Annotated in this window: 12 protein-coding genes and 1 pseudogene; 9 read left to right on the top strand and 4 right to left on the bottom strand. The window is 64.1% G+C overall.

Annotation, left to right across the window (positions count from 1 at the left end):
- The first annotated feature begins 2 nt into the window (after positions 1–2).
- The 5 genes from AB4099_RS22510 to fabI are packed head-to-tail and all read left to right on the top strand — an operon-like array spanning position 3 to position 7,031.
- Positions 3–1,217 carry an acetate/propionate family kinase gene (locus tag AB4099_RS22510; RefSeq protein ID WP_441479680.1) on the top strand — a complete coding sequence of 405 codons (1,215 nt, stop codon included), beginning with the start codon at positions 3–5 and terminating at the stop codon, positions 1,215–1,217.
- Positions 1,218–1,272: 55 nt separating this feature from the next.
- Positions 1,273–2,325, top strand: coding sequence for an HlyD family secretion protein (locus AB4099_RS22505; RefSeq protein ID WP_441479679.1), 1,053 nt, complete (start codon positions 1,273–1,275; stop codon positions 2,323–2,325).
- A complete protein-coding gene (rbbA, locus tag AB4099_RS22500; RefSeq protein WP_441479678.1) occupies positions 2,325–5,063 on the top strand; it encodes a ribosome-associated ATPase/putative transporter RbbA in 2,739 nt (912 codons plus the stop codon). Before AB4099_RS22505 ends, rbbA begins: the two co-directional genes overlap by 1 nt.
- 1 nt (position 5,064) lies before the next feature.
- Positions 5,065–6,249, top strand: coding sequence for an ABC transporter permease (locus AB4099_RS22495; protein ID WP_113515187.1), 1,185 nt, complete (start codon positions 5,065–5,067; stop codon positions 6,247–6,249).
- Positions 6,250–6,254: 5 nt separating this feature from the next.
- On the top strand, positions 6,255–7,031 hold the full coding sequence (gene fabI, locus AB4099_RS22490) for an enoyl-ACP reductase FabI (RefSeq protein WP_441479677.1): 777 nt from the start codon (positions 6,255–6,257) through the stop codon (positions 7,029–7,031).
- Here fabI and AB4099_RS22485 read toward each other — a convergent pair.
- Positions 7,028–8,266: an MFS transporter gene (locus AB4099_RS22485; protein ID WP_441479676.1), complete on the bottom strand. Its 1,239-nt coding sequence runs from the start codon at positions 8,264–8,266 to the stop codon at positions 7,028–7,030. The genes fabI and AB4099_RS22485 overlap by 4 nt on opposite strands.
- Here AB4099_RS22485 and AB4099_RS22480 point away from each other — a divergent pair.
- Both AB4099_RS22480 and AB4099_RS22475 read left to right on the top strand, forming a co-directional pair.
- Positions 8,241–9,692, top strand: a pseudogene (locus AB4099_RS22480) (MgtC/SapB family protein); the annotation flags it as partial. The gene AB4099_RS22485 and the pseudogene AB4099_RS22480 sit on opposite strands and share 26 nt — an antisense overlap.
- Positions 9,693–9,790: 98 nt before the next feature.
- Positions 9,791–10,036 (top strand): DUF4010 domain-containing protein, encoded by a 246-nt coding sequence (locus AB4099_RS22475; protein WP_441479770.1) that lies wholly within the window; start codon positions 9,791–9,793, stop codon positions 10,034–10,036.
- A gap of 812 nt (positions 10,037–10,848) precedes the next feature.
- Here the strand turns inward: AB4099_RS22475 and AB4099_RS22470 are convergent.
- Complete coding sequence (locus AB4099_RS22470; protein ID WP_113515181.1) at positions 10,849–11,046, bottom strand: hypothetical protein; 198 nt, start codon at positions 11,044–11,046, stop codon at positions 10,849–10,851.
- A gap of 313 nt (positions 11,047–11,359) precedes the next feature.
- Here AB4099_RS22470 and AB4099_RS22465 point away from each other — a divergent pair, with 313 nt between their 5' ends.
- Positions 11,360–11,572 (top strand): hypothetical protein, encoded by a 213-nt coding sequence (locus AB4099_RS22465; protein ID WP_162768137.1) that lies wholly within the window; start codon positions 11,360–11,362, stop codon positions 11,570–11,572.
- 91 nt (positions 11,573–11,663) lie between these two features.
- Here the strand turns inward: AB4099_RS22465 and AB4099_RS22460 are convergent, their stop codons facing one another.
- Entirely contained in the window at positions 11,664–11,948 is a 285-nt protein-coding gene (locus tag AB4099_RS22460; RefSeq protein ID WP_113515177.1) for a hypothetical protein, read from the bottom strand.
- A gap of 236 nt (positions 11,949–12,184) precedes the next feature.
- Positions 12,185–12,382 carry a hypothetical protein gene (locus AB4099_RS22455; protein ID WP_441479675.1) on the bottom strand — a complete coding sequence of 66 codons (198 nt, stop codon included), beginning with the start codon at positions 12,380–12,382 and terminating at the stop codon, positions 12,185–12,187.
- 563 nt (positions 12,383–12,945) lie between these two features.
- Between AB4099_RS22455 and AB4099_RS22450 the strand changes: the two genes are divergently transcribed.
- Positions 12,946–13,335, top strand: coding sequence for a hypothetical protein (locus AB4099_RS22450; RefSeq protein ID WP_441479674.1), 390 nt, complete (start codon positions 12,946–12,948; stop codon positions 13,333–13,335).
- The last annotated feature ends 107 nt before the right edge of the window (positions 13,336–13,442 follow it).

Genomic DNA, 13,442 nt, shown 5'->3' with positions numbered 1-13,442 from the left:
CGGTGAACGAGGTCCTGTTCGTCGTCAATGCCGGCAGCTCGAGCATCAAGTTCAAGCTCTACCGCGTCGCCGGCGATGATATCGAGCTGATGTTCGGCGGCGCCGTAGACGGGATCGGAACCCGCCCGCGGCTCAAGGCCAAGAGCGGTGACGGCACGTCGCTGATCGAGCGCAGCTTCGCGGCCGCGGAGGTTGCGAACTCGGCGCAGGCGCAGCAGGTCGTTGCCGATTGGGTGGTCGGTGAAATCCGGGAGATGGTCATCATCGGCATCGGCCACCGCGTCGTCCATGGCGGCCCGGTCTATTCGGCGCCGGTGCTGGTCGACGACGCGGTGATGAAGACGCTCGAGACCTTCATCCCGCTTGCGCCACTGCACCAGCTCAGCAACCTCGACCCGATCCGCGTGCTGCGCCAGCGTCGGCCGGACCTGCCGCAGGTTGCCTGTTTCGACACGGCCTTCCATCGCGGACATCCCGAGCTCTCGGACCGCTTCGCCCTCCCGCGTGCGCTCTATGACGAGGGCGTGCGGCGCTACGGCTTCCATGGCCTGTCCTACGAATATGTCTCGCAGGCGCTCTACGGCATCGCACCCGAGATTGCGGACAAGCGGGTGATCATCGCCCATCTCGGCTCCGGGGCCTCGGTCTGCGCCCTGCAGGGCGGCCGCAGCATCGAGACGACGATGGGCTTTACCGCATTGGACGGGCTGCCGATGGGGACGCGCTCGGGTTCGCTCGATCCTGGCATCGTCCTGCACCTGATCGAGCAGAAGGGCATGAGCCCGGCCGCAGTCGGCCAGATGCTCTATCACGAAAGTGGGCTGCTCGGCCTGTCCGGCATCAGCAACGATGTGCGCGAATTGCTCGAGAGCCAGAGGCCGGAGGCCGCAATGGCGATCGACTTCTTCAGCCTGCGTGTCGCACAAGCCATCGCCAGCCTGTCCGTCACGCTCGGTGGGCTCGACGGCCTCGTCTTCACGGCCGGCGTTGGCGAGAACGCCTCGCAGGTCAGGCAGAACGTGGTGGACCGCCTGTACTGGGGGGGGCTGTCACTCAAGGCAGATGCCAACCGGCAGAATGACAGGCGCATCGACGCCGAAGGCAGCCGGGCACAGATTTTCGTCGTCGCGACAGACGAAGAACGCATGATCGCGCAGCATACGTTGCGGCTGCTCCGGACGTCCGGGGTGGCTGGACCAGAGCACACCCGGTCATAGAGTGGGATAAGCAAGCAGTCGGTTCTCGCGCCAGCGCAACCGCCGAGCTCGGAGAATGAAAATGACATTGCCCCGTTTACCCGCAGCGACGGCACTCGCGGTGGCGCTCCTGACCTTCGGCAGCGTGTTCGTCCCGGTCTCGAGCGATCTCTCGATCACGGCGCCCGCCCAGGCCCAGTCGAAGATCCAGGCCTTCCTCCAGCGCTTGCGCAGCGGATCGCTGCCCAGCGGGATCGCCAAATCGAACGGCCGGATCGAGGCGACGCAGGTCGACATCGCCGCCAAATATGCCGGCCGCCTGTCGCAGGTGCTCGTCAACGAAGGCGATGACGTCACGGCCGGGCAGGTGGTCGCGCGCATCTCGTCGCCGGAATATGAAGCCCAGCTTCGTGGCGCCCAGTCGCAGGTTCTCAAGGCCAAGCAGGGACTGGCGGAAGCCAATGCGCTGATCGTCCAGCGCAAGAGCGAGATCACTCTCACCCAGGCCGAGCTGGAGCGCGGGCAGCAACTCGTCGACAAGGGCTATCTGACCAGGCAGACCTTCGACCAACGCGTCGCGAAGGCGGACACCGCCAAGGCCGCACTCGTCGCAGCCGAGGCCCAGCGCGACCAGGCGCAGTTCGCGATCAAGAGCGCCGAAGCCGAGGTCGACCGGATCGAGGCCATTCTCGTCGACATGACGCTGGTAGCGCCCCGCAGCGGCCGGGTCCAGTACCAGCTCGCACGTGCGGGCGAGGTCGTCGGCGCCGGCGCCCGCATCCTGACGCTGCTCGATCTCAGCGATGTCTACATGACGATCTATCTCCCGGCCGCGCAGGCGGGGCTGCTCGCCTTAGGCGACGAGGCCCGGATCACCGTCGATCCGCTGCCCCAGTACGTCATCCCGGCCAATGTCAGCTTCGTCGCGGCGGACGCCCAGTTCACGCCGAAGAGCGTCGAGACGGCTGACGAGCGGGAGAAGCTGATGTTCCGCGTCAAGCTGCAGATCGATCCGCGCGTCCTGAAAAAATATCACCGCCAGGCGAAGACCGGCGTGCGCGGCATGGGCTTCGTTCGCACCAGCCCGACGATCCAGTGGCCCGAAGATCTGACCGTGAAGCTCCCCTGATGAGCGACGGAAGCATTGCCAAGGTCGAGCATGTCTCGCACCGTTACGGCAAAACGGTTGCGCTCGACGATGTCTCGATCGACTTCCCCGCCCGCCGCATGGTGGGCGTAATCGGTCCGGATGGCGTCGGGAAATCCGCGTTGCTCGCCCTGATTGCCGGCGTCAGGGAAATCCAGACCGGGCATGTCACGGTCTTCGGCGGCGACATGGCCGACAAGGCCCATCGCGAGAAGCATGGCGCCCGCATCGCCTATATGCCGCAGGGCCTCGGCCGCAATCTCTACCCGACGCTGAGCGTCTTCGAGAATATCGACTTCCACGGCCGGCTCTTCGGCCAGGGCGAAGCCGAGCGCAGGCGGCGGATCGACGAATTGCTGAAGGCAACGGGTCTCGACCCGTTCGAAGGCCGCCCGGCCGGCAAGCTATCGGGCGGCATGAAGCAGAAGCTCAGCCTGTGTTGCGCGCTGATCCACGACCCGGACCTCCTCATCCTCGATGAGCCGACCACCGGCGTCGACCCGCTGTCGCGCGGCCAGTTCTGGGACCTGATCAACACGATCCGCGGCCGGCGGCCGCAAATGAGCGTGATCGTCGCCACCGCCTATATGGACGAGGCCGAACGCTTCGACTGGCTGGCCGCCATGGATGACGGCAAGGTGATCGCCTCCGGCCCAATCTCCGAGATCCTTGGCAAGACGGGTCAGAGATCGCTCGAAGCCGCCTTCATTGCGCTGCTGCCGGAGGCGAAGCGCGCGCAGCATCAGGAGGTCATCGTGCGCCCGCGTCCGGCCAGCGACAGCGCCGTGCCGGCGATCGAGGCCGAAGGGCTGACCCGTCGCTTCGGCGATTTCACGGCCGTCGACCATGTCAGCTTCCGGATCCAGCGCGGGGAGATCTTCGGCTTCCTCGGCTCGAATGGCTGCGGCAAATCGACGACGATGAAGATGCTCACCGGCCTGCTGCCGGCGACCGAAGGCTGGGCCAAGCTGTTCGGCAAGCCGATGGGCTCCAACGACATGGAGACGCGCCGGAATGTCGGCTACATGTCGCAGGCCTTCTCGCTCTATACCGAGCTCACGGTCCGGCAGAATCTCGAACTCCACGCAAAACTCTATCATCTGCCGAGCGACGAGATCGAGGGTCGCATCGCGGAGCTGCTGGAGCGCTTCGACCTCAGGGATGTGGTGGACTCGCGTCCCGACAGCCTGCCTCTCGGCATCAAGCAGCGCCTGCAGCTGGCGGTCGCCGTGCTCCATCGGCCGGCCATGCTCATTCTCGATGAGCCGACTTCAGGCGTCGACCCGATCGCGCGCGACGCCTTCTGGCGTACGCTGATCGATCTCTCGCGCGATGACGGCGTGACGATTTTCCTCTCGACGCATTTCATGAACGAGGCGGAGCGCTGCGACCGCATCTCCCTGATGCATGCCGGCAAGGTGCTCGCCGTCGGCACGCCGGAGGAACTGGTCAGGGAACGCGGCAGCCCCTCGCTGGAAGACACGTTCATCGACTATCTCGCCGAGGCGGCAGGGATCGACCGTGAGGCGAAGCCCGAGACCCCGGACCCGAACACCGCCATGCCGGCGCCCGAACCGATCCGGCCGCCACGCCGCTTCGACCCGATGCGGCTCTGGGCCTATTCGCGACGGGAGACGATGGAACTGCTGCGCGATCCGATCCGGCTCGCCTTCGCCTTCCTTGGCCCGCTCGTCCTGATGATCGCCTTCGGCTTCGGCATTTCCTTCGATGTCGAGAACCTGCGCTTCTCGGCGCTCGACCAGGACAACACCCCCGAAAGCCGCCAGTTGATCGAGGCCTTTTCCGGCTCGCGCTATTTCGACGAACGCGCGCCGATCAGATCGGCCGACGAGCTCGACCAGCGACTGAGGAACGGCGAATTGCAGCTCGCCATCGAGATTCCGCCGGGCTTCGGGCGCGACCTGCAATCCGGCCGGAAGCCCGAGGTCGCGGTCTGGCTCGATGGCGCCATGCCGTTCCGCGCCGAGACGACGAAGGGCTACGTCACCGGGCTTGCCGCGCAATACGCCAAGGAATGGCTCGCCCAGAACAGCACCGGCACGAGCGCCGCCAGCCTCATCAATGTCGAGACCCGTTTCCGCTACAATCAGGCCTTCAAGAGCGTCAACGCGATGGTGCCGAGCGTGATCATGCTGATGCTGATCCTGATCCCGGCCATCATGTCGGCCATTGCGGTGGTGCGGGAAAAGGAGACCGGCTCGATCGCCAATTTCCAGTCGACGCCAATCACCAAGTTCGAATTCCTGTTCGGCAAGCAGCTGCCCTATATCGCGATCGCAATGATCAGCTTCGTGCTTCTGGTGCTGCTTGCGATCCTGCTCTTCGGCGTGCCGATCAAGGGCTCGATCGCGATGCTGGTCCTCGGCACCCTGCTCTATGTGATCGCGACGACGGGCTTCGGCCAGTTGATCTCGACCTTCACCAGGACACAGGTCTCGGCCGTCTTCGCCACCGCGATCCTGTCGATCATTCCGGCGGTGAACTTCTCGGGCCTGCTCGTTCCGGTCGCTTCGCTCTCCGGCGGAGCGCGGATGATCGGGCTTGGCTTCCCGACGGCCTGGTATCAACCGGTCAGCGTCGGCGCCTTCACCAAGGGGCTGGGTTTCGACGACCTGTCGTTCAACCTCGTCATGCTCGCGGGCTTCGCGGTTCTCTTCCTCGTCGTCTCGCAGCTGCTCCTGCGCAAACAGGAGCTCTGAAATGTCGCCGGAGAGAACCAGCGCCACGACGGAACCGGCGCAGCCAGGACCGACCGGTCTTCGGCTGCATCTGGCCAATATCTACCAGCTCGTCATCAAGGAGCTGCGCAGCATCCGGGCCGACCCGGTGATGCTCATCCTCGTGGTCTATGCCTTCAGCATCGCCGTCTACACGGTGGCGACCGGCGCCTCGACCGAGGCGAAGAACCTGACCGTCGGCATCGTCGACGAGGACCGCTCCGATCTCTCGCGCCAGATCCAGAACGCGCTGAACCCGCCGCTGTTCAAGAGTGCGGTGACGATCAGCGCCCGCGACATCGACGAGGAGATGGATCACGGGCGGCTGGTCTTCGTGCTCGAGATCCCGCCCTCGTTCCAGGCCGATCTTCTCTCGGGCCGGCGGGCATCCGTGCAGCTCAATGTCGATGCCACCGCGATGACCCAGGCCGGAAACGGCTCGGTCTATATCCAGTCGATCATCGCGCAGGAGGTGACGAATTTCCTGGCCGGCCGGGAAACCGTGACCAGCGCTCCCATCAATGTCGTCATCCGATCCAAGTTCAATCCGAACCTGAACTCGGCCTGGTTCACCTCGGTGATGCAGGTGATCAACAATGTCACGCTGCTGACGGTGATCCTGACCGGCGCGGCGCTGATTCGCGAGCGCGAACAGGGCACGGTGGAGCATCTGCTGGTGATGCCGGTCGTGCCGGCCGAGATCATGCTGGCGAAGATCATCGCCAATGGCCTCGTCATCCTGGTCGCAGCCGGACTGTCGCTCGCGGTCGTCGTGCAATGGTGGCTGCAGGTGCCGATCGCCGGCTCGCTGACGCTCTTCCTCGCAGGCGCTGCGCTCTATGCCTTCACGGTTGCGGCCCTCGGCATCATGCTCGGGACACTCGCCACCTCGATGGGCCAATTCGGTCTGCTCGCCATTCCGATCCTGGTGATCATGCAGCTCCTGTCAGGTTCGAGTACACCGATGGAGAGCATGCCCGTCTGGCTGCAATACGTGATGCAGATCATCAGTCCGACGCCGCATTTCGTGGCCTTCTCGCAGGCGGTGCTCTATCGCGGCGCGGGTCTCTCCGTGGTCTGGCTGCAGCTCGTCGCGCTCGTCATCATCGGCAGCGTGTATTTCACCTATGCGCTCAGCCGCTTCCGCCGCGTGATCTTCGGAGACTGAGCGGCATGGGCCCGATCGACGACATCGTCCGCGGCAAGAAGGGCCTGATCGTCGGCATCGCCAACGAGGACAGCATCGCCTTCGGCTGCGGCCGGGTTTTGCACCGGCTCGGCGCGGAACTCGCCGTGACCTATCTGAACGCCAAGGCCGAGAAATGGGTGCGCCCGCTCGCGGAGGAACTCGGCAGCCCGATCATCATGCCGCTCGACGTCGAGATGCCCGGGCAGCTCGACGCCGTGTTCGAGGAAATCACCAGGCGCTGGGGCAAGCTCGACTTCGTCATCCACTCGATCGCGTTTGCGCCGCGCGACGACCTGCATGGCCGGGTTATCGACGTGACGCGGGAGGGCTTCGAGCAGGCGATGCGCGTCTCCTGCTATTCGCTGATCGAGATGGCCCGCAAAGCCGAGCCGCTGATGAGCGCGGGCGGCACAATCCTGACCATGAGCTATTACGGTGCCGAGAAGGTGCTCGACAATTACAACATCATGGGACCGGTGAAGGCTGCGCTCGAGAGCACGACGCGCTATCTCGCCCATGAACTCGGCCAGAAAGGCATCCGCCTGCATGCGCTCTCGCCCGGCCCGCTGAAGACACGCGCCGCCGGCGGCATCACCGGATTCGACCAGCTTCTGTCCCAGGCCGCAGCGCGGGCGCCGCAAGGGCGCGTCGTCACCATCGACGAGGTCGGGCAGGTCGCCGCCTTCCTGATCAGCGATGCCGCCACCGGCATGACCGGCAACACGATCTATGTCGATGCCGGCTATCACATCATGGGTTAGGCGGGGACGGCGCGCGGCGTTCCGTCCGGATCCGTCGCTTCGGGTTCCTGCGAGATCGGCGCAGTCAGCGGATCGATGATCTCGAAGGGACGTTCAACCCGGACAGCCGGCGCCTTGACGAGCACGCGCAGGCCGGAGACCGCGGCGAGCAGGATGGTCGCGGCCGCCATGAAATAGAGCAGCCCGCCAATATCGAAGCGCGACATGACGGCGGCGCCGAGCATCGGCCCCAGCGCCGAGCCGAAGCCACTGACCAGAATCAGCCTGCCACTGACGGCAACGACGCGATCTGAGGGCATGCGATCGAGCGCATGGGCGACGCAGACCGGATAGAGCGTCGACATGAAGCCGCCGAGCACCGCCGCCACGGGCAATACCGCGGCAAGCTTCGGGGGCAGCATGACCAGCAGCAGGGCCGCGGCGGCAAAGCCGAGCGCAAGACCGGCCAGGACCAGCCGGCGGTCGCCGCGATCCGACAGGCGCCCAACCGGAACCTGAAGTGCCAAGCCGCCCAGCACTGCGACCAGCATGAACAGCGCGATCGTCTGCTGCGGCACGCCATTGCTCAGCATCCAGGCCGGGACCAGCGCGTAGAAGGCGCTGCTGATCATGCCACTGATGACGCAGCCGACGACGGCCACCGGCGCCTGCCGGGTCAGTTCGCCGTAGCGCAGGGTCGCCTCCGGTGCGATCCCAGGCGCCTCGGCGCGTGTCGTGCTGACCATGACCAGGGCAAGCGCGAAGAGCACGATGATGATGTTGAAGGGCGTCATGGAGTGAATGGCGAGTTTGCCGATCAGCAACTGGCCGAGCGCCAGCGCCAGGAAGGTGCCGACCATGTAGATCGAGAACACCCGCCCGCGCTGATCGGCCTGCGCCTTGGCGTTCAGCCAGCTTTCCGTGGTGATGAACAGGCCGACGCAGCCCATGCCGATGGCGGCGCGGCAGGCAATCCAGGCCCATGGCGAGACAAGGAGCGGCATCGCAGCCGTCGCGACCACCACCATGCCTGCAAATGCGGCATAGGCGCGGATATGGCCGATGCGCTGGATCACCTGCCCGGACCCGACCGCCCCGATGGTGAAGCCGATGAAATAGGCGCTGAGCACGATGCCATTCAGCGTCGAGCCGAAATCCTCGAGCGTCAGCCGCAGTGACAGGAAGGTGTTGAAGAAACCGTTCGCGAGCTGAACCAGGCTCGTCGCGGCGATGAGAGTTCCGATCTGCACGAGCATCGGCCAGAGCCCTTTCGCTAGCGGCCGAGAGATGCCGGCCAGATGGTCGCGCACCCGCAGGATCGCGACACTCGCCCCGGAGAATTTCTTGGGCGGTCGGGGCTGGCTAGCGCGAGAATGTGGGCTCAGTGCGTCGCAACATGAACTCAAGAGTTCGCTGGCTCGAAGGAGACAGGCCCCAGAGTTGTTCTGGCCGGAGTCAGTCGTCCTGCCTCAGCTCCCAGGCAAGCATGGCATCATGGATTGCGTCGAGTTCTTCTTCCTTGGCCCGGCAATCCGGCCTGGCGCGCAAATCCTCCAGGCGCTCGAGGGCGCAAGCGTAATCTTCTTCCGAGTAGATAAGAACCAACCGCTTCATGACCAACTCACCAAGCATAAGACGGGCCAAGCCGCCCGCGATGACGACATGGGTTGGTCTAAAGACCGCCTGCATGACCTGCAGATGACGGCCGCCGGCGCTGACCGGGATGCGTCCTGGCGCTATCCGAACCGGCCGCTTCCGATATGCTCTGCGAACGATCGCCACGCCCGAGTGAAGCCGCAGACCGATATGGACGAACACGCCCTTCTGAGCCGCCTTGCCGTCTCTCTCGCCATCGGACTCCTGGTCGGTCTCGAACGTGGCTGGCGCACGCGCGGCGAGGATGACCACCAGCGTGCTGCGGGCCTGCGCACCTTCGCGCTGTCCGGGCTGCTCGGCGGCGTGACCGGGGCCATCGGCCAGCAGCTCGGCGGCATCGCAATCGGCCTGGTCTTTCTCGGATACAGTGCGGCCTTCGGCGCCTTCCACTGGCTGGAGGCCCGTGCCGAGCAGAATGTCAGTGCGACCTCGGTCATCGCCGGGATGCTGACCTTCATGCTGGGCACGCTCGCCATGGTCGGCGATCTCAATGCCGCAATTGCAGGCGCAGTCGCGATGACGGTGCTGCTGGCGTTGCGCGAACAACTGCACCGCTGGGTCGCCTCACTGAGCTGGCAGGAAATCCGCTCGATCCTGACCCTGCTCGCCATGTCCTTCCTGCTGCTGCCAGTTCTGCCGAACCGCCCGATCGACCCATGGGGATCGATCAATCCCTATTCGATCTGGCTGCTCGCCATCCTGATCGCGGCAGTGTCCTTCGGCGGCTATGTCGCCGTCCGCGTCTTCGGGGACCGACTCGGCGTGATCATGGCAGCGGTCGCCGGCGGCCTCGCCTCCTCCACCGCGACGACGCTCACCCTGGCTGGGCTCGCGCGCCAGCATTCGGATTCCGGCCGTCTGCTCAGCGCCGGCATCCTGATCGCCGGGGTGGTGATGGTCCTGCGCGTCGCCATCGTCGCCATGGCGCTGAACCCGGTCCTGATCCCGCTCCTTGCACTGCCGCTCGCCTGCGCCGGCGGCGTCCTCGCAGCAGGCGCCGGCCTCATGCTGATCAACACGGGCGGCTCCTCCGAGCGGCCGGAGCTGAAAATCTCGAATCCGCTGGAACTCGGCTCCGCTCTGAAGAGGCGCGCTTGCTGCAGCAGCATTTCGGCGATGCGGGCGTGCTCGCCACGGCCGCTCTGTCCGGTATTGCGGATGTCGACGCCGTCGTCATCTCGATGTCGCGCATGGCGCTCGGCGTCATTGACCCGACGCTCGCAGGCCGCGCGATCCTGCTCGCGACAGGCGTCAACACGCTGGTCAAGGCCGGACTCGCCGCATCGACGGGCGGCATGGCGCTTGGCCTGCGGGTCGGCAGCGTCAGCGCCCTCGCCGTCGCAGCAGGGCTGTTGGCGGCGTCGCGATAGGTCGCGCCTTCCGGCGGGCGCGGCGCGCGAAGTCTTCAGCTCGGGCACCAGCGGCTAGCCGGCTGGTCCGCGCTCCCGTACGGCCTCCGTTCGGCAGCATCACGGTACGACATGGCCCCGCGCGCGTTTGCCATTGGGCAACCGGCACGAACACCCGGACCGGACATACGCTGCGCTCTTCAGCACGCAGATGCGGCTCGACGTCTGGCAGTGCCGGCCTGTTGCTCTGACCGCGCGGCGATCGACTACACCATATCCGGCGCCGATGCCGGCATTGCCCAGCGGCTGTGTGCCTCCATAGCCGATCGGTGGACCCGCGCCAGGGATCCCCCCGCCACTCGAATGCAATCGGATATCCGGCACACTGTCGCTGAGTGAGGGCGGCCCAAGACCTTGTCTGGGGCCACCGGGTGTGAGCGGCGCGTTCCCGGGCGTGCCGATCTGCGCCCCGGCCGGCACTGCGAGAACAAGGGAGAACATGAACGACAAAGCTGCGGTGAACCTGCGCGTCATGGTGAGGCCTCCCGGAACAACCAGCATTTGCGCGGCTTGGAAGGTCAGTTTCTCCACAGCCCTCGGCGCTCTTGTCGAGATCACACCTGTTGCAGGCCCTTGTCGAGTCGCGAATACGGCTCCAGCATTGGCTGCCGTTCGCCATTGACTGAGGCTGAGGGCGATCAGTAAACGCGGCGGGCGAGCGGACTGACGCTTCATGACGCCGTCAAGCGTCACAGGCGATATGCGCCAACGTCAGGGCTCGGGCCCTCCGCCCCGGGGGGAAGAGGCACGGCTGCCTGAGGTCGAGCCGTGAGCTATCGAGATCGAGCTCCGGGAGCCTGTGCGTGTTGGCCGCCGAGTTGAACGACAATCAGATCCAGCCTGCCGTCGGGAGCGATGCGGATCACGCTGCCGTCCTCATTCAGGATGTAGGCTGACAGGCCTGCCTTTTGCGCACGTTCGACCTCCCTGCGCCGGAACTGCTCAAGCTTCTCGTCACAGGTGGGGTTCATGGTGCGCTCCGACATTCGTCAGTGCGTGAAAGACTACGCATTCGGGCCGGTCGAATATGTGAGGCACCTCACTTAGCGTGACGCGGGGATGCACGAGCGGGAATTCTGGGTCCGGGACGGCATGCCAAGGGACGCTCCGCCGTCCTCGGACACGGTTCTCTCCATGCCAAATTGCGACGCTGATCTTCATCGGTTGGCTGGCAGCGGACGGTCTGCCGAGCCCATGCGGCTGGCAACACTGCCCGACGTTTTCGTCGAGGAGCCGCCTTGCCGTATAGCTCTGCTCATCGAATCGCCATTGACGGAAGAGATCATGCCTAAGCTCTGCAAGTTCACTTCGCCCTCCGATGGAAAGCCCGTCTACGTCAATCCCGCGCAGGTCAGCGTGGTCTACACGTTCAAGGGCAACCCGCCGGACACCATCATCGGCTTCCGCAAGGATTTCATGCTCGGCGTGAGGGAAAGCCTGGAGGAGGTGGTCGAAATTCTCGACAAGGCGACGGCCGAGGACACGGCTGGCAGCTAGAACTGCGAAACATTGGGGGCAGCCGGGTCACTCGGGCCGTTGCGGTTCGCGCGGGAGCGTCCCGGCGTTGCCTCGGTTGACCTCATCTTGGTCAGGACAGCCGCCTGTCGCGGATGTCGACAATGCGCTCGCATATCCCGAGATGTTCGGCCAGCAGCGCTTGCAGAGGCGTCAGCGGCCGGAAAGCCCGCATGTCCTGCTCAAAATCGATCTCCTCGGCCCAGGCCGCGATCGCCTCATCGGCCGCAAGCACTTGCTGCTCGGTCGGGACATCGACGGGACGCTCGCCCCTCTCTTCCGCGAGTCTTAGCGCGATCGTCTGCCGCAATTCCTGCTCCAGCCGAATGAGCGGCTCGAGTTCGTCGACATAAGACATGAAATCTCCTCCTGCAGGCGCAGCGAGCACTCGCTGCTGATCGGGTCGTGTGTGAGCCATTCAGGCGGCTCGCGAGTAGGTACCTTTTGTCTGCCGCACACCCATACCGTTCAGCGCTTAGGGTCTGACAGCATGGCATTTGCGAGCGGGAAGCCGACTTGCCCGCATTTCGCGCAACTCTCAGGGAGGCGCCAGGCAGTCAAGCTGATCGACCTTCGTCGGTCGGATACTCCGCCTTATTGGGCTTCAATGCGATGAAGGAGGTTGGCAGCATCGATTGGCCGCATCGCCAGTATTTCTTGATACATTGCGATCGCTAGTGCGCAATAATCTCCGTACAGCGCAGGAAGAACAGCCTCTAACTGAAAAATTGCGATTTTTTTCAGCGCATACACGTTTTGACAACGCTTTATAGACGCGCGCAAATAGGTCATCTGTAATCTTTTGATCGACCGGAATCGTTTTCACTAACGTCTTGGGGCGCACCCTTGCACCTCCAACGCGAGGCAAGTTCCGCCCGGTAATCTCGAAAATTGGGAAAAGCGGCGCGTTTGGCAGCGGCGTCGGCGCCCGAACTCTCGCCTGCTACCGGACATATGCAGGGCAGGCCGCCACTCGGAAGTGATGCTTCGCGATTCGTGATCGGCAGCATAAGACCGAGGAAACGCTCGGCTCTTTGCCCCAGATTGGCCCTACGGCTAATCCGGAATGCTTGTGAAACCAAGCTAAACAATGGTGCGCAGGAGGGAACCGTAAAAAACCTATATGGTATTCAAATTTAAAAAATTTTTCTAATTCAAATATCCATGAGGCCAACGACAAGGCCAACAATCGAAAACGCTGCGGCACTCCAAGTGAGCTTTCCACATGCGGAAGCGTTTTGAAGCGATGCTGGCGATACGCCCCTCACGGCACTTCCCCAACGTCTAGCAAAAATGGGCGCGAATGCTATCTTCGCGCCGGGATGACGCAAGAGACTCGATGGCAGGTGGTCACGATGAAGCAGGCATTGTTAGCGGCAGTTGCCGTCATTGGCATCAGTGGTACAGCCACCGCCCAAAATTGCCCCTATGATTCCCGGTGCATCAACAATCCGTATGGAGCCGGCAACCCATACAATCCGGACAGCTTGAACAACCCCTATGGCCGCTATGGCTCGCCCTACAGCAACGAGTCAGCCAAGAACCCTTACGCAACAAACGCGCCGAAGCTCTACGACGACAACGGTAACTATCGAGGTCGCCTCAGCTCGAATCCATATGATCCAGACAGCACGAGCAATCCTTACGGACGATACGGCAGCCCGTATTCATCTGACAGCATCAACAACCCCTACGGGGCAGGAAATCCGTATGGCCGACCGCTAACCGTTGTGCCCCAGAAATGACTACTTGACTTATTGGCCGCCTAGAATTGGTTCGAGCCTAAGAGCCGTGAACTCTTGGTCTCGCGCGCCGGATACCTGCACTGTGAACTGATGGGGTGGATGCCCCC

Source organism: Allobosea sp. 2KB_26 (assembly GCF_052115715.1).
Classification (GTDB): Bacteria; Pseudomonadota; Alphaproteobacteria; order Rhizobiales; family Beijerinckiaceae; genus Allobosea.
Note: the sequence above shows the minus strand (reverse complement) of the source record. Positions and strands in the feature narration are given on the sequence as shown.

Excerpts from the sequence above, each read along its gene's own strand:
- fabI (WP_441479677.1), top strand. The coding sequence starts at position 6,255 with ATGGGCCCGATCGACGACATCGTCCGCGGCAAGAAGGGCCTGATCGTC.
- AB4099_RS22505 (WP_441479679.1), top strand. The coding sequence starts at position 1,273 with ATGAAAATGACATTGCCCCGTTTACCCGCAGCGACGGCACTCGCGGTG.
- AB4099_RS22495 (WP_113515187.1), top strand. The coding sequence starts at position 5,065 with ATGTCGCCGGAGAGAACCAGCGCCACGACGGAACCGGCGCAGCCAGGA.
- AB4099_RS22460 (WP_113515177.1), bottom strand. The coding sequence starts at position 11,948 with ATGTCTTATGTCGACGAACTCGAGCCGCTCATTCGGCTGGAGCAGGAA.
- AB4099_RS22470 (WP_113515181.1), bottom strand. The coding sequence starts at position 11,046 with ATGAACCCCACCTGTGACGAGAAGCTTGAGCAGTTCCGGCGCAGGGAG.
- AB4099_RS22450 (WP_441479674.1), top strand. The coding sequence starts at position 12,946 with ATGAAGCAGGCATTGTTAGCGGCAGTTGCCGTCATTGGCATCAGTGGT.
- AB4099_RS22485 (WP_441479676.1), bottom strand. The coding sequence starts at position 8,266 with ATGCTCGTGCAGATCGGAACTCTCATCGCCGCGACGAGCCTGGTTCAG.
- AB4099_RS22465 (WP_162768137.1), top strand. The coding sequence starts at position 11,360 with ATGCCTAAGCTCTGCAAGTTCACTTCGCCCTCCGATGGAAAGCCCGTC.
- AB4099_RS22455 (WP_441479675.1), bottom strand. The coding sequence starts at position 12,382 with ATGACCTATTTGCGCGCGTCTATAAAGCGTTGTCAAAACGTGTATGCG.
- rbbA (WP_441479678.1), top strand. The coding sequence starts at position 2,325 with ATGAGCGACGGAAGCATTGCCAAGGTCGAGCATGTCTCGCACCGTTAC.